14 protein-coding genes are annotated in these 18,389 nt (G+C 64.6%); 5 read left to right on the top strand and 9 right to left on the bottom strand.

The features are described 5' to 3' along the window. Window positions 1-80 precede the first annotated feature (80 nt). The 3 genes from L7H23_RS11970 (at window position 81) to L7H23_RS11960 (ending at window position 2,781) form a co-directional block, all read left to right on the top strand. Entirely contained in the window at window positions 81-1,607 is a 1,527-nt protein-coding gene (locus L7H23_RS11970; protein ID WP_237836095.1) for an amino acid permease, read from the top strand. Between the two features lie 285 nt (window positions 1,608-1,892). Further along, the gene (locus tag L7H23_RS11965; RefSeq protein ID WP_237836094.1) at window positions 1,893-2,225 is read left to right on the top strand and encodes a hypothetical protein; all 333 of its coding nucleotides are present in this window, start codon (window positions 1,893-1,895) and stop codon (window positions 2,223-2,225) included. Window positions 2,226-2,397: 172 nt separating this feature from the next. After that, a complete protein-coding gene (locus L7H23_RS11960; RefSeq protein WP_237836093.1) occupies window positions 2,398-2,781 on the top strand; it encodes an SMI1/KNR4 family protein in 384 nt (127 codons plus the stop codon). Between the two features lie 38 nt (window positions 2,782-2,819). Here the strand turns inward: L7H23_RS11960 and L7H23_RS11955 are convergent, their stop codons facing one another. The 5 genes from L7H23_RS11955 to L7H23_RS11935 all read right to left on the bottom strand — a co-directional run bounded on the left by L7H23_RS11955 (window position 2,820) and on the right by L7H23_RS11935 (window position 12,036). After that, window positions 2,820-4,058 carry a multidrug effflux MFS transporter gene (locus L7H23_RS11955; RefSeq protein ID WP_237836092.1) on the bottom strand — a complete coding sequence of 413 codons (1,239 nt, stop codon included), beginning with the start codon at window positions 4,056-4,058 and terminating at the stop codon, window positions 2,820-2,822. 129 nt (window positions 4,059-4,187) lie between these two features. Beyond that, window positions 4,188-4,490 carry a hypothetical protein gene (locus tag L7H23_RS11950; protein ID WP_237836091.1) on the bottom strand — a complete coding sequence of 101 codons (303 nt, stop codon included), beginning with the start codon at window positions 4,488-4,490 and terminating at the stop codon, window positions 4,188-4,190. Window positions 4,491-4,515: 25 nt separating this feature from the next. Beyond that, window positions 4,516-7,395, bottom strand: a complete 2,880-nt coding sequence (locus tag L7H23_RS11945) for a pitrilysin family protein (RefSeq protein WP_237836090.1) — start codon at window positions 7,393-7,395, stop codon at window positions 4,516-4,518. Window positions 7,396-7,487: 92 nt separating this feature from the next. Continuing rightward, complete coding sequence (locus L7H23_RS11940) at window positions 7,488-9,644, bottom strand: acylase (RefSeq protein ID WP_237836089.1); 2,157 nt, start codon at window positions 9,642-9,644, stop codon at window positions 7,488-7,490. 127 nt (window positions 9,645-9,771) lie between these two features. Beyond that, window positions 9,772-12,036 carry a TonB-dependent receptor gene (locus L7H23_RS11935; protein ID WP_237836088.1) on the bottom strand — a complete coding sequence of 755 codons (2,265 nt, stop codon included), beginning with the start codon at window positions 12,034-12,036 and terminating at the stop codon, window positions 9,772-9,774. 222 nt (window positions 12,037-12,258) lie between these two features. Here L7H23_RS11935 and clpB point away from each other — a divergent pair, with 222 nt between their 5' ends. Continuing rightward, window positions 12,259-14,838, top strand: coding sequence for an ATP-dependent chaperone ClpB (gene clpB, locus L7H23_RS11930; protein ID WP_237836087.1), 2,580 nt, complete (start codon window positions 12,259-12,261; stop codon window positions 14,836-14,838). 50 nt (window positions 14,839-14,888) lie between these two features. Here the strand turns inward: clpB and L7H23_RS11925 are convergent, their stop codons facing one another. The 4 genes from L7H23_RS11925 to L7H23_RS11910 form a co-directional block, all read right to left on the bottom strand. After that, window positions 14,889-15,212, bottom strand: coding sequence for a hypothetical protein (locus L7H23_RS11925; RefSeq protein ID WP_237836086.1), 324 nt, complete (start codon window positions 15,210-15,212; stop codon window positions 14,889-14,891). Window positions 15,213-15,222: 10 nt separating this feature from the next. Next, window positions 15,223-15,582, bottom strand: coding sequence for a hypothetical protein (locus L7H23_RS11920; RefSeq protein WP_237836085.1), 360 nt, complete (start codon window positions 15,580-15,582; stop codon window positions 15,223-15,225). Window positions 15,583-15,617: 35 nt separating this feature from the next. Then, a complete protein-coding gene (locus tag L7H23_RS11915) occupies window positions 15,618-15,953 on the bottom strand; it encodes a hypothetical protein (protein ID WP_237836084.1) in 336 nt (111 codons plus the stop codon). A 118-nt stretch (window positions 15,954-16,071) separates the two neighbouring features. After that, a complete protein-coding gene (locus L7H23_RS11910; protein ID WP_237836083.1) occupies window positions 16,072-17,256 on the bottom strand; it encodes an aspartyl/asparaginyl beta-hydroxylase domain-containing protein in 1,185 nt (394 codons plus the stop codon). Window positions 17,257-17,299: 43 nt separating this feature from the next. Here L7H23_RS11910 and L7H23_RS11905 point away from each other — a divergent pair, with 43 nt between their 5' ends. Continuing rightward, a complete protein-coding gene (locus tag L7H23_RS11905) occupies window positions 17,300-18,325 on the top strand; it encodes a hypothetical protein (RefSeq protein WP_237836082.1) in 1,026 nt (341 codons plus the stop codon). The last annotated feature ends 64 nt before the right edge of the window (window positions 18,326-18,389 follow it).

Below are 18,389 nucleotides of genomic sequence, written 5' to 3'. Positions count from 1 at the left end.
TAAGTTGCGCTGACGCGCGGAGCGTTTAGTCTGCCCCGCCAGGAGAAGGCCCGCACCCGGGCCCCAAAGGGGAATTTTGGATGATATTTGGTCGCGTCAAATCGCTCGACGCCATCTTGGCCACCGCCGAGAAAAAGTCGTTGCACCGATCGCTCGGTGCGTTCCAGCTCACCATGCTCGGCATCGGTGCCGTCATCGGCACCGGCATCTTCGTGCTGACCGCCGAAGCCGCGCAAAAGGCGGGTCCGGGCATGATGATCAGCTTCATCATCGCCGGCGTCGTCTGCGCGGTGGCGGCACTCTGCTACGCCGAAATGGCGTCGATGGTGCCTGTATCGGGATCGGCCTATACCTATAGCTACGCCGTGATGGGCGAGCTGATCGCCTGGATGGTCGGCTGGGCACTAATCCTCGAATATGCGGTCGCCGCGGGCGCTGTTTCGGTCGGATGGTCAGGCTATATGATCGGCTATATCGAACACGCGTTCAGCATCGATGTGCCAGCGGCATGGACTTTGGGGCCGCTCGACGGCGGCATCATCAACCTGCCCGCGATGGTCATCGCCGGACTCGTCACCTGGCTTCTGGTCATCGGCACCAAGGAGAGCGCCACGGTCAATGCTGCGCTGGTCGCAATCAAGATCGTCGCGCTGACGGTGTTCGTGATCCTGGCTGTTCCCGTCATGAACATGAAGGAGTTCGAGCCCTTCTCGCCGCTCGGCTTCGGAGGCATCTCTGCCGCCGCCGCTTCGATCTTCTTTGCCTATGTCGGCTTCGATGCCGTTTCCACTGCGGCCGAAGAAACGAAGAATCCACAGCGCAATATGCCGATCGGTCTCATCGGATCGCTCGGCATCTGTACGATCTTCTATTTGCTCGTTTCGGCTGGCGTGATCGGCTCCGTCGGTGCGCAGCCGGTGATGACCGCGTCAGGCGGTGCGATTGAGCCGGGGACGGCGGAACTGACCGCGCGCTGCGCCGAGATCGGCAACCAAGCAGTCGTCTGCTCGAAGGAAGCACTGGCTTGGACGCTGCGCGAAATCGGTTGGCCGCAGATTGGCAACCTTGTCGGCCTCGCGGCGATCATCGCTCTGCCTTCGGTTATCCTGATGATGATGTTCGGTCAGACACGCATCTTTTTCGTCATGAGCCGGGACGGTCTGCTTCCGACCGCCTTCTCGAAAATCCATCCGAAGTATAACACGCCGCACTTCATCACGATCCTGACGGGCATCGCGGTCGCGTTGTTCGCCGCCTTCTTCCCGGTAGGCCAGCTCGCGAATATCTCGAACTCGGGAACGCTCTTCGCGTTCGCCGCAGTTTCGATCGCGGTGATGGTGATCCGTCGCACCGATCCGGGCCGCCATCGCCCGTTCCGCACGCCGATGCTATATTTGACGGCACCGTTGTCGATCATCGGCTGCATCTATCTGTTCGCCAGCCTCGATCACAAGAGCATCATCCTCTTCCTGATCTGGGCCGCGATCGGTCTGCTCGTCTATTTCGGCTACAGCCGCTCGCGCAGCCATGTCGGGCTCGGCCATGTCGACGAGGTCCATGAAGAGGATCCCGACGCGCCGCCGCAGCCGGTCCCGCCGGTGAGCTGAGGCTACACAAGAAATGGGAAGGGGGCTTCGGCCCCCTTTCTTTTTGACGCACAGGCGGCTGTTTTGGGGTGGAGAGCGGCCGTTGCAGGAGCGAGCTGGTGTCCCCTCCCGCTTGCGGGAGGGGCAGTGAGGCTTGCCAGCTTGCTGGCTAGCCGCAGCGGGGTGGGTTGATCGCAACGTCGCTGCCCACCCCCGACCCCTCCCGCAAGCGGGAGGGGAGAAGAACGTCCACAACCGGTCGTTAGCTGGCATTGTGCATTCTGCCGCATTGCCTAACATCAGTTCATGGACACAGTTACGCTTCGTCTCCGATTGGGCGACATTCTGCGGGAAGAAGAGCGCGCCGACGCCGATTGGGGCGCGGTTGAGCGTATGTGCCGCGATCTCTACTTAAGCCTCGAACCTCGGTCCGAGCTGGATTATCCGCACGTCGTGGAGCATTTCCTGTCCGATGTCGATATCAGGGCACGAGATGCCGATTATGGCAAAAGCCAGCGGATCGAGATCGCGCGGTTTGTCGTGACGGGCAAATTTGCTGACAGCAAACCGGTTCCCGGCTGGATTCTGATCCCCTTCGCGATTGCCGTCACGGCATTGCTGTTCTGCCTACTAGTATAAGGGATCGAGCGTACCGGATCGGTCGTTTCCCGTCGACGCAGCGGCGAGGGTGCGACGCCGGTTTGGCGTGGGAAGCCGAGCTTCCGGTTTTGATCGCGCGGCAATAGAGAGCGGACGACGATATGCGCCTGCGGAGGGGCTGCTGATGCTAGAAGGCCGAGATTGGTTCCGGATGGAAGGCGCAACGCCGGAGGAGCTTGTTGAATTGCAGGCGCTCGCGCCCGGAAAACTACCGGCACGCTATCTTGAGCTGCTGGCCTTCAGCAACGGCGGTGAAGGCCCATTGGCTATGCAGCCCTATAATCTATGTTTGGACTCAGCGACGACGGTCGCGAAGTCAATAAAGAGCGCGAACCAAGACCAACCCGATTTGCAGGGATTTCTGATTTTCGGCGGCAATGGTGGTGGAGAATATTTGGCTTTCGACACGCGGCATGATGCCCATTGGCCGATTGTCGCCATAGATATGGTTGCGGGCCGCGATAGCGCCGAGGTAATTGCTGCCGACTTCGACAGGTTCTTTGACGGGATCGGGATCGAAGACGAAACAGCTTAAACGTCCGCAATCCGTCGCTAGCGGCCCTTGCCTGCGCCTCAATAGGGCGTCTTCGGCGCAGTTCCCGGCCGGGTGAACAGCTTGCCGCGCTCGGCCCAGAAAACCAGCGTAAGACCGACCCCGCCCGAGATCAGGAAGGCATAGGCAAGCGGCAGCGTCGTGCCGTTGTACTGCTGGCCGATCAGCGCCCCGACGGTCGCCGCAAGCAGCGTCTTGGCAAAGCTCTGATAGGAGGACGCGACCCCGGCCATATGGCCGAAGTCTTCCATCGCGATCGATCCGAAGTTGCTGCCGATGAAGCCGATCAGCCCGACATTGACCATCATCAGCACGGTGAACATCCACAGCGTCTCGGCGCCGCTCAGCGCCACCGCGATCTGGATGATCGACGTGATCATGAACGCGAAGGTCGCACTCTGCGACACACGCCGTGCGCCGAAACGCTCGACGATCGCGGCGTTCGAGAAATTGGCGGTCGCAATGCCGAGCGCGACGCAGGCGAAGACGAGCGGGAACCAGCTGCGCGCATGAAAGATGTCGGCGATGATCTGTTCGCTGCTGTTGAGATAACCGTAGAGCGCGCCCTGCATCATGCCCGAGGCGATCATATAGCCCGCGGCGCGGCGGTGCCGCGTTACCGTCGCCCAGCCCGCCATCATCGTCCGGAGATCGAGCGGGCGGACATCTTCCGGATGCAATGTCTCGGGCAGGCGGCGCAGCCACAGGATCATGACGACGCCCATCACCGCCAGCACGATGAAGATCGCCCGCCAGCTCGCAAACAGCGTAATCCCCGCGCCCATCGTCGGCGCGATCGCGGGAACGATCATGAAGACGAGGAAGATCATCGACAGCCGCTTTGCCATCGCGTCGCCCGAGAAGAGATCCCGGATGACCGCAACGACGATCACGCCGAGCGCGGCGCTGATCAGCCCGTGCCCGAAACGCAGCGCGAGCAGCATCGGAAAACTGGTTGCGAGCCCGCAGCCGATCGAAAAGGCGACATAGGCGAAGAGCGCGGGAACGAGCACGCCCTTGCGCCCGAAACGGTCGGAGAGCGGCCCATAGACGAGCGATCCCGCGCCAATGCCGAAGAGATAGGTCGAAATGACATATTGGCGGTCGTTCGCCACCGCGACGCCCAGCCCCTCGCCGATCGCCGGCAAAGCGGGCAGCATCGAATCGATGGCGAGCGCGTTCAACGCCATGACCATCGCCATCATGAACACCATTTCGCGGTCGCCGGGCATGCGGGACCGCTGGGAGGCTTCGGTCATTTTGTGCATTGCGGGAGGCCTATGCGCCTCCGGCTCCGCTTTGGATAGCCCCCGGGCCACGAAAAGCTATGCAAAAGCAAAAGGGCCGCCCGCGAGGGGCGGCCCTTTCCGTTTTGTTTGCCCTGAAAATCAGGCCTGGCGCGTTCCGGTCATCGCCATCGATCCGAAGGCGCCGGCCTTGATCGTGCCGGTCAGCGTGTCGCCGTCGATCGTCGCTTCGCATTCGAGCGTCATCGGCATCGGCACCTTCATGTTCATGGTCCAGGTCAGCTTGTTGCCATCGACCTTGCCATTCTCGACATCGAGCGATCCCATCGCACCGGCATTCTGGCCGGTGAAGCCGTCGCCGCTGCTGTTGACGGTGAAAACCGACTTCTGGTCGCCCATCGGCGACTTGGTGACGCAATCATAGCTGCCATCGACACCGGACATAAAATCTCTCCTACTGAAACTGATGTTAGTTAGCGGGTGTCGCTATTTCCACCGGCAGCCCCAGTCCGTCAAGCTGCGGTTTCACGACCGACGCGTCGCCGACGACCACGTAAACGAGATCGCCGGTACTGAGCGCCTTGCGCGCCGCCGCGTCGACCTCCGCCGCCGTCATCGCCTCATAGGTGGCGGGCAGCTTTTCGTAATAATCGTCGGGCCGGCCGAACTTGACGATCTGGCGCATCCCGCCGAGCACGTCGGTCGAGGTTTCGAAGCTGCCCGGCAGCTCGCGGACGCTGCCATTGATCGTACGCTCCAGCTCTTCCTTCGTCGTTCCCTTGTCGCCGAGATAGGCCTTGAGGTCGCTCTGGAATTCCCTGATCGAATCGCCCGTCCGGTCGGCCTGTACCGGCGCGATCGCGACCCAGGTCAGCCGGTCACTGTCGTTCGAGATGCGCGAGCGCACGCCATAGGACCAGCCCTTCGTCTCGCGCAGGTTGGTGTTGAAGCGCGACAGGAAATTGCCGCCGAAAATGTCGTTTGCCGAGCGCAGCACTTCCAGATCCTCGGTGCCTTTCGCGGCGAGCACCTTGCCCGCCATGATCACCGACTGCGGCGACTTCGGCCGGTCGAAGAGCAGGATGCGCGGCTTGGGCGCCGGGACCGGAGTCTCGAAATGCTTGGTGCCCTTTGCTGCGGCGGGAGCCTTCCAGTCGCCGAACGCGGCATCGAGCTGCTTCGTCACCTCTTTCAGCGTCGTATCGCCGACGACGAAGATGCGGGCATTGTCGGGACGGATCCACGCCGAATGGAACGCCGCCAGCTGCTCGCGCGTCGCTGCGGTCACCGCCGCGGTGGTGCCGAGGCCCGAGGGCGGAATGCCATAGGGATGGTCGGCGCCGTAAAGCACCGGCATCAGCACGCGGCTGGCGATCGCATTGGGATTGTTGAGCTCGGCCTTGAGGCGGTTGAGCTGCTGCGCGCGCACGCGGTCGAGTTCGCCCGCATCGAACGCCGGATTGCGGATATAGTCGGCAAGCAGGCCCAGCGAAGCTGCGAGGTTCGGTTTCAGCGCGAACAGGCTGAACACCGTCTCGTCGGCAGTGGCCGATCCGTCGATCTGCGCGCCAAGGCGTTCCTTCGCTTCGGCGAAGGCGATCGAATCGCGGCTCGTCGTGCCTTCGTCCATCAGGCTCAGCATCAGCGACTGGGTGCCCAGCGCATTATGCGGATCGGCGGCATAGCCCGCGTCGAAGCTGACCGCGACATTGACCGTCGGCACTGTCGTGCGGCGCGCGAACAGGACCTCGATCCCGTTCTTGAGCTTCGCGCGCTCGATGGCGGGGAAGTCGAGCGCCTTCAGGTCGGCAACCGTCGGCAGCTGCGAACGATCGGCAATCGAGGTGCCGACGCCCGTGTCGGGACCGATATCGCCAAGCGCGGGGTTCCAGTACCGGTCGGGTGCGACGGCGTCCCCCATCTTGCCCCCGGTCACCGCGCCGCCACGATTCTCGCCGCCCTCGGTACGCTCACCCGGCGTATAGGTCAGCGAAAAGGCCGGCCGCGACATCCATTTGCGCGCGATCGCCGCCGTCTGTTCGGGGGTCGCCTTGGCGAGCCGGTCGAGCTCGGTCTTGTAGTAGGAGGGATCGTTCGAATAGAGCGCGCCCTCGGCAAGCGTCACCGCCTTGCCGCCAAAACCGCCGACCGATTCGAGGCCCGAGATGGTCCCGCCGAGGTAGCTCGCGGCTGCGCGCTGCAACTCGTCGGCGGTCGGACCTTCGGCAAGGAATTTTGCGATTTCGGCGTCGAGCTTGTCGCTGACGACCTTCACATCGACGCCGGGCTTCACATCGGCCTGGACGATCAGGATACCGGCGTCCTCGAACGTCTGCGCGCCGGCGCTGACGCTGACCGCCACCGGATCCTTGCGCACCATCGCATTGTCGAGCCGCGACGACGACAGGCCGCCGAGCACCGTCGCCGCCATCTGCAGCGGCACCGCTTCGGCGTCGTTGAGACCCGGGATGGCCCACATGCGATAGATGCGCGTCGTGGGGATCAGGTCCTTGACCTCCTTGGCCAGCGGCGCCGGCAAGGTCGGCACCGAAGCGGCCGGGGCCTTCACCTCGGGGCCGCGCGGAATATCGCCGAACCACTCGGTGACCTTGGCCTTCGCGGTCGCCAGATCGACATCGCCCGCAAGGACGAGCACGGCGTTGTTCGGACCGTAATTGTCGGTGAACCACTTTTTCACATCGGCGAGGCTTGCCGCGTCGAGGTCGCCCATCGAGCCGATCGTGCTGTGATGATAGGGATGCCCCTTGGGGAAGAGATTCTCGAAAATCTCGTAACGCAGCAGGCCGAAGGGATTGTTGTCGCCCTGGCGCTTCTCGTTCTGCACGACGCCGCGCTGGTTATCGAGCTTCTCCTGCGTCACCGCGCCGAGCAGATGCCCCATGCGGTCGCTCTCGAGGAACAGCGCGCGGTCGAGCGCGCCGGTCGGCACCGTCTCGAAATAATTGGTACGGTCAAAGCTGGTCGTGCCGTTGCTGTCGGTCGCGCCGACCTGTTGCAGCGGCTCGAAGAAATCGCCCGGCGCATTTTCCGAACCGTTGAACATCAGATGCTCGAACAGGTGGGCAAAGCCCGTCTTTCCCGCGGGCTCGTTCTTCGACCCGACGCGATACCAGACCGACACTGCGACGACAGGCGCCTTGCGATCCTCATGGACGATGACGCGCAGTCCGTTGTCGAGCGTGAAGCTCTGATACGGAATGTCGACCGCCTTCACCAGGTCGGCGACGGGGGCCGGTTTGGCCTCCTTGGCCTTGGCGAGCGCGGGACCGGCCGCGACGAGCGAGGTCGACACCGCGAGGGCGAGAGCGAAATGACGGAAAGCGGGCATGAAATTCCTCTTGGATGGCAGGCACATGGGCCCACGCGCGACCTGTGCCGGACGGCACTCCATCACCGGTCTAGGGCGGGCGTCACGGGCTTTCAAGGCCGATAGAAACGCGCTCCACTGGCCCGGAGCGCCGCCGGATCGAAGAGCACGGGTTTCAGCCTGTGCTGTACGAACAGCTTCGCCTGGTCGTTGTAATGCGGACTGTCGGGCCGCGTCGTCGCCGCGCCGAAGGGCTGGATCGATTCCGAATGCACCTGCCCCGCCTTGTCCCATGTCACGAACATGATGAAGCTGTCGCCGTGGCGCACCTTCAGCCGCCCGTCGGGCTCGACGTCCCACAAGGTCGAGGCGCGCACGGTGTCGTTGCCGCCGTCGAGCGGCAAGTCGACGCGGTGGGCGCCCTCGCCGTGACGCAGGCGCAGCACATCGCCAAGCTTCGGGTCGAGCCCCGCGAAATGCTCCTGCAGATGATTGACCGTGTCGCTGAGCACCTGCCGCGGGTCGGGTTCGGGCTTGCGCTGGTAATGACTGCCGTTCGCCGGGCGCAGCACCATCAGCGCCAGCGCGTCGCCCTTGCCCTTGCCGTCGAGGTTCCAGTCCCATTGGCGGAGCAGACCCTGCGCCTCGGCGAGCGCCGGATCGCCCTTGGTGTCGAGCGCGAGCAGCTTTGCCATCCACGCCTTCGCATAGCCGGTCTTCGCATAGGCGGTGTCATATTTGATCGTCTTCAGCCGCGCCTCGTCGATCTGGCCCGATGCCTCGAACAGCTCGATCAGCCGCACCGCGCGGTTGGTCATGTCGTCCTCGACCCCGAGCAGGGGCGAGAAGGCGGCAGCATCAAGCTCATCACCCGGCCCCGCCGCGACCCACGGCGTGTTGTTCGCGTTCATCACATAGCCCGAGCGCGGATTGACCAGCGCGGGCACGCGGTCGAACGGCAGCGTCTTCGTCCAGACATCGGCCGAGGTATCGCCGGGCAATATGCCCCGCCAGTTGAAGCCCGCCGGCCGGTCGGGGAACATCGCGTTGTAGAAGAGGCCGATATTGCCCTTGGCATCGGCGTAGATGAAGTTCGTCGCCGGCACACCCTGCCCCGCCATCGCCGCGCGCCACTCGGCGAAGCTCTTCGCCTTGTTGAGCCGATAATATTGGGTGACCATGTTCGACTGGTCCATCCCGGCATAGCGGATCGCGAAGGCGCCCTTGTCGTTCCTGATCACCGGCCCCTGCACCGAGCGGTAGATCGTCCGCGGCACCGGGATCACGAACGGACCGTATTTGACGCGCAGCCAGATGCGCTTTTCCTCGAGCGGCAGCCATTTGCCGTCGAAACGATATTTCTTGCCGCTTTCGTCGAGCACCAGCTTGTAGATGTCGATCAGGTCGGGACGGTTCACCGTATTGGTCCAGCCGAGATATTTGTTGTGGCCGAGGAAGGGGTACGGCGATCCGGGGAAGTTCGCACCCGCGAAATCCCAGCCCTCGCCCGAATGCACGACCAGCTCGTACCATGCGACCCCGCCGGTCCACGGCTGGTGCGAGTTGGAGACGAGCCGCGTCGCGCCGTCGGTCGAGCGCGCCGGCGCGACCGCCATGCCGTTCGAGCCATTGGCTTCGGGATCGCGGCCGACCGGAGTCAGCTCGCGCGGAACCAGCTTGCCCTTGGCGTCGAGCGACGGCCCACCTTCACGGCCCATCGGCTTGTCCTCGGTCAGTCCGCCGAGCACCGAATCGAGCCCGAAGAAGAAAGGCGAGCGCAGGACGAAGCCCGCAACGACATCCTCGCCGGTCACCGGGAACAGCCCTGACAATCGCACTTCGTCCGGATGCTTGTCGGCATAATGGTTGAGTCCCGCCGCATAGGCGGTGAACAGCGCCTGGACATCCTTGGGCAGCCGCGGCCAGTCGCGCGTCGTCGTCTTGCGGATGTCGAGCAGTTCGGCGGCATAGTCGACCTTCGCGCCATCCTCGCCGAGCATCGCACCGGCACGCCCGCGCGTCATCGCCAGCACTTCCTGCAGGGTCGAGAAATCATCCTCGGCGTGCGCATAGGCCACGCCATAAGCGACGTCGGCGTCGGTCTTTCCGAAGATATGCGGCACGCCGAACTTGTCGCGCGCGATCTGAACATCGGTCGGCTTGAAGGCCGGCGCCTTCGGCGCCTCGGCGGTCAGCGGTTCCCAGAGCGCGAGCGAGGCCGCGGTCAGCACCACCAGCAACAGAAACCCCAGGAAAATCCGTCGTAGCATTCGGGGCCCTCTCGCAACCGCTCGTCGAGCGCCTGTGTGGCGAGGCTTGGCGCCGATGGCAAGCCGCCGTCGATGGCCGGCTCTATCCGGGTGAAGCAGGGGCGGCGCGCGCCGCCCCTGCTTCGATTCAGAAATTGACCTTGATCGTGCCGAAGAACTGCTGCGGCGCGCCGATCAGCAGGGTCTGGCTATCGCCCCGATTGCCGAAGCCGTTCGAGCCGATCGTCCCGACATAATCCTCGTCGAACAGGTTGGTCGCGTTGAGCTGCACCTCGATATTGTCGGTGACGCGATAGCCGATCGTCGCATCGACGACGATGCGGCTGTCGACCTTCCGGTCATTCTCGTACGTGAAAAAGCGTTCCGACATATAATTGGCGCCGATCCGCCCGAAGATCGGACCGTTGTCGTAGGCGAGCTCGCCGCGCGCGACATGCTTCGGCGCGTCCACCACCTGCTTGCCCTTCGTCGCGGCGACGATCGCACCCAGCGCGTCGAGCACATTGTCGCGATAGGTCGCATCATTATAGGCGTAAGACACATAAGCGCTGAACCCGCCGCCGAAGCGGACTTCGCCAGCGACCTCGACGCCGAGCGAGCGCACCGAGCCGACGTTCTGCAGCACCGCCGGATTGCCCTGGATCCCCGCGCCGGGCGAGAAAGCGAGCAGGCGATTGCTGAAATCGACATAATAGCCGGCCAGCACGCCATTGAACCACGAGCTGTTATAGCGGAGGCCGAGTTCGTAGGTGTCCGACGTCTCGGGCTTCAGCGTGTCCCTGATATTGTCGAAACCGACCTGCGTGGTCGCGAAGGGGCCGGCGGTGCTCGCAGAGACGAACGCGCGCGTCACCTGCGTGAAACCGCCGAAGACTTCGGCATGGTCGCCAAGCTCGACTGCGAAGCCGGCGTGCGGCTGGAACCAGTCCTCGGTCTTGATCCTGCCCGACGCGAGCGTCGCCGCGACGACCGGTGTCGCTTCGTTCGTCACGCGAAAGCCCTTCCAGCCGAGATTGATCGTCAACGCACCGAGGTCGATCTTGTCCTGCACATAATATTGCAGTGTCTCGGTCGAGAAATCGAACTCCCACTGGGTGAAAAAGGGATTCTTCTGAAAACCCGTGAAGCTGCGACCCGGATCGTCGCGGCTGGTCAGCGCGTAAAAGCGCCGTGCCTGCGAGAAGTCGGTCTGTTCGTACCAGCCGCCGACGGTCAGGTCGGTGGTCGCGACCGGCAGCGTGACCGAACCGAACAGGCCGTAGCGGTCGATGTCATATTCGGTGGTGCGGATCGAGATCGGCACGCCGTTCGGGCTCGGCACATAGGGGGTCCCCCACAGCCCCTGCCCCTTGTTGTTGTGATAATAGCCGCGGAGCAGATATTTGCCTTCGCTGCCGATGTCGCCGCGGATGCCCAGATAGGCCAGATGGTCGCGGCGGATGCCCGCAGCGTCGAAATAGGCGTCGTCGACGGTTCCGATCGGCGCCGGATAGGCAGTGCCTGCAGCCGGATTGCTCACCGGCGCGCCGGTATCGCCGCGGTTGTTTGCGATGTCGGCAACACGGATCGCCAGTGCATACTGGCCGGGGCCGAAATTGTCCCAGTCGGTGCCGAGCCGACGGATCATGTCGAGCGACATGTCCTGATAATCCTGCTCGTTGCGGCGCGAGAAGCTGTACCAGAAGTCAAGCTTGGCGGTCCCGACCGGCACGACCAGCTTGGCATTGAGCTGGCGCTGTTCCTGCACGCCGTCGCCCTTCCACTTGTCGGTGGTGCCATAGAGGTAGGAAACATAGCCGGCGAGGCCCTGCTCGTTGCCGAAGTCGGCGCGGACATAGCCGCGGATCGTGTCGTCGCTGCCGTAGGTGCCGTTCGCCTGGACTGCGAAACTGCCGACCGGGTCGGCCGAGAAGGTTTCGACCGTCCCGCCGAGATTGTTCGTCGCCTGCGTGCCGATCGAGCCCGAGCCCTGCGAGACGCGGACGCTGCCGACATTTTCGGAGATCACTGCGCGCGAGACATGCAGGCCGTTGTTGTTGCCATAGCTGCCGTCGCCGAGCGGGACGCCGTCGAAGGTGAAGCCGATCTGGTTCTGGTTGAAGCTGCGGATCGAGACGCGCTGCGACCATTCGTAATTGCCGAAGGCGTCGGCCGACTGGAAATTCACCCCGGGCAGTTTCTCGATCGCCTTCAGCGGGCTGGTTCCGGGTGCCAGCGTGACGATTTCACTCCCCGACAGATCCTGCACCTGCCGCGTTTCTCCGCGACCGAAGACGACGATTTCCGCGTCGGCATTCGCCTCGTCGGCAGGCAGCGGAGCCTCCTGTGCAAAGGCGGGAACGGCGACTAGGGCGCTGCCGGCGAGCAGCAGCGAGGAGAGAGAGCGCGTCATGGGAACCCCTTTTGGTTATGGACCGGCGGGGTTGGATCATCTGGTTTTCCCCCGACCGGACGCGCTCCTAGAAGGTGCATGTGACAGGCAAACGGTCGGTTCGATGACAGATTGACGCGCCCGAAAAGACGCTTTGAAGAAAAGCCCCTGTCGACGCGTACCGGCCCTTGTGTTGCAGAATGGCAACACTATCTTGGCGGGCAGGAAAGGGGCTTATCCAGCATGAACCTCGAAAAATTTACCGACCGCGCCAAGGGCTTTCTGCAGGCGGCGCAGACGATCGCGATCCGCATGAACCATCAGCGGATTTCGCCCGAGCATGTCGCAAAAGCGCTGCTCGAAGACAATCAGGGGATGGCCGCGGGCCTGATCCGCGAGAGCGGCGGCGATGTCGCGCGCGCGACGCAGGGCATCGACGCACTGCTCGCCAAGGTGCCCGCCGTATCGGGCTCGGGCGCGCAGCAGACGCCCGGGCTCGACAATGACGCCGTGCGCCTGCTCGACCAGTCCGAGCAGATCGCCGCCAAGGCCGGCAGCGAATTCGTCGCGGTCCAGAATATCCTGCTGGCGATGGTGCTCGCGCCGAACACGCCGGTGGGCAAGGCGTTCGCCGACGCGGGCGTGAAGCCCGAGGCGCTCAACGCCGCGATCACCAAGCTGACCGGTGGCCGCACCGCCGACACGGCGTCAGCCGAAGACCGCTATGATGCGCTCAAGAAATTCGCGCGCGATCTCACCGAAGTCGCGCGCGAGGGCAAGCTCGACCCCGTGATCGGGCGCGACGAGGAAATTCGCCGCACGATCCAGATTCTCGCGCGCCGTACCAAGAACAATCCCGTCCTCATCGGCGAGCCCGGCGTCGGCAAGACCGCGATCGCCGAAGGCCTCGCGCTGCGCATCGTCAACGGCGACGTACCCGACAGTCTGAAGGATCGCCGGCTGCTGTCGCTCGACATGGGCGCGCTGATCGCGGGTGCCAAATATCGCGGCGAGTTCGAGGAGCGGCTGAAGGGCGTGCTCGACGATGTGAAGGCCGCCGAGGGCGAGATCATCCTCTTCATCGACGAGATGCACACGCTGGTCGGCGCGGGCAAGGGCGAGGGTGCGATGGACGCCTCAAACCTGTTGAAGCCCGCGCTCGCACGCGGCGAACTCCATTGCATCGGCGCGACGACGCTCGACGAATATCGCAAGCATGTCGAAAAGGACCCCGCGCTCCAGCGGCGCTTCCAGCCGGTGTTCGTCGGCGAGCCGACGGTCGAGGATTCGATCTCGATCCTGCGCGGCATCAAGGAGAAGTATGAGCTGCACCACGGCGTGCGGATCACCGACGGCGCGATCGTCGCCGCCGCGACGCTGTCGAACCGCTATATCTCCGACCGTTTCCTGCCCGACAAGGCAATCGACCTGATGGACGAGGCCGCCAGCCGCATCCGCATGGAGGTCGAATCGAAGCCCGAGGAGATCGAGGGTCTCGACCGCCGCATCATCCAGATGAAGATCGAGGAGGCCGCACTCGGCAAGGAAAGCGACGCCGCGTCGAAGGACCGGCTCAGGGCCCTGCAGGGCGAACTGGCAAACCTCGAGCAGCAGTCGGCCGAGCTCACCCAGAAATGGCACGCCGAAAAGGACAAGATCCACGCCGAGGCGAAGATCAAGGAAGAGCTCGACGCGGCGCGTTCGGCGCTCGATCAGGCGCAGCGCGCGGGCGACCTCGCAAGGGCGGGCGAGCTCAGCTACGGCACGATCCCCGGCCTCGAAAAGCAGCTCGAAGCGGCGCAGGCTGCGGCGGGCAACGCCATGCTGCGCGAGGAAGTCACCGCCGACGATATCGCCGCGGTAGTCAGCAAATGGACCGGCATCCCCGTCGACCGGATGATGGAAGGCGAGCGCGAGAAATTGCTCGGCATGGAAGAGACGCTGGGCAAGCGCGTGATCGGGCAGGACGAAGCGGTTCGTGCCGTCTCGACCGCCGTTCGCCGCGCGCGCGCCGGCCTGCAGGACCCCAATCGTCCGCTCGGCAGCTTCCTGTTCCTCGGCCCCACGGGCGTGGGCAAGACCGAGCTGACCAAGGCGCTCGCACGCTTCCTGTTCGACGATGACAATGCGATGGTCCGCATCGACATGTCCGAATTCATGGAGAAGCACAGCGTCGCGCGGCTCGTCGGCGCTCCCCCGGGCTATGTCGGCTATGAGGAGGGCGGCACGCTCACCGAAGCGGTGCGCCGCCGGCCCTATCAGGTCGTGCTGTTCGACGAGGTCGAGAAAGCGCATCCCGACGTGTTCAACATCCTGTTGCAGGTGCTCGACGACGGGCGGCTGACCGACGGGCAGGGGCGCACGGTCGACTTCACCAACACGTTGATCATCCTGACGTCGAACCTCGGCAGCCAGGCGATCGCCGCGCTTCCCGACGACGCCCCGGTCGAGCAGGCCGAACCCGCGGTGATGGAGGTGGTGCGCGCGCATTTCCGGCCCGAGTTCCTGAACCGGCTCGACGAGATCGTGCTGTTCCACCGTCTCGCGCAGCAGCATATGGGCGGCATCGTCGACATCCAGGTCGCCCGCGTCCAGAAGCTGCTCACCGACCGCAAGGTGACGCTCGACCTCACCGACGCCGCGCGGGCGTGGCTCGGGCGCGTCGGTTATGATCCGGTCTATGGCGCACGGCCGCTGAAGCGTGCGGTGCAGAAATATCTGCAGGACCCGCTCGCCGACCTGATCCTGAAGGGCGAGGTCAGGGACGGCTCGACGATCAAGGTCGATGAGGGTGACGGGGCGCTGAAACTCTCCGCCGTATAATGAAAAAGGGCGGCAGAAATGCCGCCCTTTTTTCGTCTCGTCCGGCCGCCTCAGCAGGTATCGGTCGCCCGGCAATCGCCCGCCTTGCTGGCATAGGCGTCCATCGTGTCGCGCGAATCCTGATTGCCCTGCACCCAGAGCGCCTTCCACTCGTCGTTGGTGTGGCAGACGCGCGCCTTTTTCACCAGCGAACCGATCTCCTCGATCTTGCGGCACTTGATATAGGCGGCGTCGGTCGGCGCCAGCCCTTCGTTATAGGCCTTGATCTCGGCATTGGTCATCGTCGAGGCCGGGCGATCGAGCGGTACACGCTCGACCGTGGCAGGAGCAGGCGCGGCAGCCGCCGCGAGAAGAAACAGCGCCATCATCTGCATTGCCATCTCCCTAGCGCGGGCGTCCGATCATCGGTTCCGACTGGTCGCGCGGTTCCTGCCCGTTGTTGAAGCTGCGCGACACCGCCTCCAGCGTATCGCGCGCGTCCTGATTGCCCTTGTCGGTGATCCGCCGCCATTCGGCATTGGTGTTGCAGACGCGCTGCTTCTTCACCAGCGATCCGATCTGCTCGATCCGGCGGCAGCGGATATAGTCGGGCGAGGTCGCGGCGCGCCCGACATTATAGGCGTCGATCTCGTCGCCCGTCATGTCAGAGGGTGCGCGCGCAAGCGGCGCATCGGCGTCGCTCGCAAGTGCCGGCGCTGCCGACGACAGCGCCATGACGATTCCCAGGCTTGCGATTCTAAGCATCCGGTCCTCCCGTAATCGAACTGCAGGGGCAGCTATCAGTTGGAGCTGTTGCCCGCCTTGCTCTGCATCGCCTCGGCGGTTTCGCGTGCGCTGGTGGCGCCCTTTTCCAAGGCGATCTTCCAGTCCGCATTGGTGTGGCACACGCGGTTCTTCTTCACCAGCGAACCGATTTCCACCGATTTGCGGCACTTGATGTAATAGGGATGGGTCTGCGGCAGACCCTCGTTATACGCCTTGATCTCGGTCGGCGTCATCAGCGACGGGGTCTTGGGCGGCGGCGCGCGATCGGCCGGCACCGTGGTTTCCGCAGCGAAAGCGGCCGGTGCGGCCAAAAGAGCGACCGCAACGAAAGCGGGCAAAATCCTGGTCATGCAAATCCTCCTACCGCGGGTCCCGCCCCGCAGCCTCGATGGCGCATCATATTTGCGAGACGGGCTTTCGCAAAGCTGAATTTCGGCCAATGACAGCCACCTGCCGACCGGCGCCCTGTCAGCGCGGTACGGCGTAGCCCGACCCGTCCGCCGACGCGAAATAGCGCAGCAGCAGCTCGCGCTCACCGCTGGTCAGATGCGGGTTCCACACGTCGAAAATGAGCACCGCGCGCAGATCGTCGCTGTCGTTCCACGCCTCATGTTCGATCGTGTCGTCGAAGGCGAAGGCCCGGCCCTCCTCCCACATGCGCGTCTCGCCGCCGACACGAAAGCCGCAGCCCGGCGGAACGATCAGCGGCAGGTGGACGATCGCACGCGTATTGGTGACGCCGGTATGCGCGGGAATGCGCGTGTGCGGTTTCAGCATCGAGAAGAAAGCGCTCGGCGCCCGCCCAGGAATGCGCGCGCCCGGAATGGCGGCCAGCGCCGCGGCGGTGGCAGGGCAGCGGTCCAGAACCAGCTGGTTCGGTTCGCCATATTCCCACAGGAAACAGGCCCCCCAGTCGAGCCGGTTGTCGAGCCCGGTCCAGATCGAATCGGGAGTTCCCGCGTCCATGCGGACATAGGGGCGAAGCGCTTCCCCCGGATCGTCGAGCAAAGCGACCAGCTCGGCGCGGATGGCGCCGGTTTGCGCTTCGATTTCCGCCATCCACGGAAAATGACCACGGTCGAAAAACTCGTCGGCGGGCAGGAAGGGGTAATAGGTCCCGGCACATTCATTCCGGTAGATGCGCCGGCGACCGAGAGCGCTGGCGATGAAGGCCTCGCCGCGACGCGCTTCCCCCTCCGACAAGCCGCCGCGAAGTTCGCCGAATGCGCCAGAGGCAGCCGCGAACATCGCGCCCGTTGCGCGATCGATGAAGGTCCGGCCCTGCGCGAGCAGGGGTTCGAGCGGCGCGGGCACGGCATCGAGCTGGGCGCCGAGCGATACCGCGGCGCTCCATGCCGCCAGCGCCTGACCGCCCTCGCCCCGTATCTCGTGCCGTTCGGCCTTGCGGACCCACGCCATCAGATCGCGGCGATCGACGGCGAGCGCGGCATCGAGCGCCGCCAGTTCACGGGTTTCGTCGCCCAGCGCCCGCCATGCCGACGCAAGATTCCGCTGCAGCGCGCCCGAACGGGGATCGGCGGCAACGGCGGCGGCGAAATGGGCGGCGGCGGCTTCCGCATCGCCGGCCTGCAACGCCGCGATCCCGAGGCGGTTGGCTTCGATGGCAGCGGCTGGCGGGGTCGGATTGGCCATGGCCATGCTTGCCATCGGCAAGGGCAGTCGGCAAGGTCGATTGATGACCGCGGAGCTCTCAATCGCTGCCATATTGGGCGACGCCGAATGGCTTGCCCATCGCTATGACGCCGGACACGACGCCTTCCATTTCCGCCGCGTCCCGCGCGAGGCGCGGAACGGGGTCCCGTTCCTCACCGACCTGCATCTGGGCGAGGAGACAGCGCCGCTGGTGCTGCGGCGGGAGGATTGCAGCGCCGCAGCGAAACCCTCGATCACGCCGATCCATTTTCTCTTTCATTCTGCCTTTTGTGCCTCGACGATGCTCGTCCAGGCACTCGACCGCCCCGGCTCCGCGACGGGCCTGTCGGAACCGGTTCTGCTCAACGACATGGTCGGCTGGCGCCGCCGCGGCGCCGATCCGCGCGAGCACGGCCGCGCGATGAACGATGCGCTGACGATGCTGGCGCGCGGTTTCGTTGCCGGCGAGGCGGTCGTGGTAAAGCCCTCGAACATCTTCAACCCGCTCGCCCGGGGCGCGCTGATGCTGCGACCCGAGGCGCGGGCGATCCTGCTTCATGCGCCGCTGCGTTCCTTTCTGCTGTCCGTCGCGCGCAAGGGCATGTGGTGCCGCCTCTGGTGCCGCGAACTGCTCGAATCCTATCTGGCCGACGGCTATGTCGGGCTCGGCTTCGACCCCCGCGACTATTTCCGCCAGTCGGACCTGCAGGTCGCGGCAGTCGGCTGGCTCGCCCAGCAACAGGCGTTCGCCGCGCTTATCGAGTGGGCGCCCGACCGGATCGCGTCGCTCGACAGCGAAACGCTGACCGGCGATCCGGTGGCGGCCGTGACGGCCGCGATGGATCATTACGGACTGGCTGGCGAGCGTACGGCGATCGCCGGGCATCCCGCGCTCGGCCGCAACAGCAAGTCCGGCGCGCCCTTCGCGGCAGGCGAGCGCCAGCAGGATCTCGCCCGCGCCGAAGCAGCCCATGGCGAAGAGATCGCACAGGTGGTCGTCTGGGCGGAGGCCGTTGCGCAGCAGGCCGGCATCCCGCTCACGCTTCCGCAGGCGCTTCCCCTGCGCTGAAACCTCGCGACTCCGGGCTAGTGAAGCCCGATCTGCCTTTTCATCATGACATAGAAAAAGGGGC

This window comes from Sphingopyxis sp. BSN-002, from assembly GCF_022024275.1.
Lineage (GTDB): Bacteria > Pseudomonadota > Alphaproteobacteria > Sphingomonadales > Sphingomonadaceae > Sphingopyxis.
The sequence above is the reverse complement of the archived record's forward strand: the minus strand, read 5'-3'. Positions and strand labels throughout refer to the sequence as shown.

Excerpts from the sequence above, each read along its gene's own strand:
- L7H23_RS11970 (WP_237836095.1), top strand. The coding sequence starts at position 81 with ATGATATTTGGTCGCGTCAAATCGCTCGACGCCATCTTGGCCACCGCC.
- L7H23_RS11965 (WP_237836094.1), top strand. The coding sequence starts at position 1,893 with ATGGACACAGTTACGCTTCGTCTCCGATTGGGCGACATTCTGCGGGAA.
- L7H23_RS11960 (WP_237836093.1), top strand. The coding sequence starts at position 2,398 with ATGGAAGGCGCAACGCCGGAGGAGCTTGTTGAATTGCAGGCGCTCGCG.
- L7H23_RS11955 (WP_237836092.1), bottom strand. The coding sequence starts at position 4,058 with ATGACCGAAGCCTCCCAGCGGTCCCGCATGCCCGGCGACCGCGAAATG.
- L7H23_RS11950 (WP_237836091.1), bottom strand. The coding sequence starts at position 4,490 with ATGTCCGGTGTCGATGGCAGCTATGATTGCGTCACCAAGTCGCCGATG.
- L7H23_RS11945 (WP_237836090.1), bottom strand. The coding sequence starts at position 7,395 with ATGCCCGCTTTCCGTCATTTCGCTCTCGCCCTCGCGGTGTCGACCTCG.
- L7H23_RS11940 (WP_237836089.1), bottom strand. The coding sequence starts at position 9,644 with ATGCTACGACGGATTTTCCTGGGGTTTCTGTTGCTGGTGGTGCTGACC.
- L7H23_RS11935 (WP_237836088.1), bottom strand. The coding sequence starts at position 12,036 with ATGACGCGCTCTCTCTCCTCGCTGCTGCTCGCCGGCAGCGCCCTAGTC.
- clpB (WP_237836087.1), top strand. The coding sequence starts at position 12,259 with ATGAACCTCGAAAAATTTACCGACCGCGCCAAGGGCTTTCTGCAGGCG.
- L7H23_RS11925 (WP_237836086.1), bottom strand. The coding sequence starts at position 15,212 with ATGCAGATGATGGCGCTGTTTCTTCTCGCGGCGGCTGCCGCGCCTGCT.
- L7H23_RS11920 (WP_237836085.1), bottom strand. The coding sequence starts at position 15,582 with ATGCTTAGAATCGCAAGCCTGGGAATCGTCATGGCGCTGTCGTCGGCA.
- L7H23_RS11915 (WP_237836084.1), bottom strand. The coding sequence starts at position 15,953 with ATGACCAGGATTTTGCCCGCTTTCGTTGCGGTCGCTCTTTTGGCCGCA.
- L7H23_RS11910 (WP_237836083.1), bottom strand. The coding sequence starts at position 17,256 with ATGGCCAATCCGACCCCGCCAGCCGCTGCCATCGAAGCCAACCGCCTC.
- L7H23_RS11905 (WP_237836082.1), top strand. The coding sequence starts at position 17,300 with ATGACCGCGGAGCTCTCAATCGCTGCCATATTGGGCGACGCCGAATGG.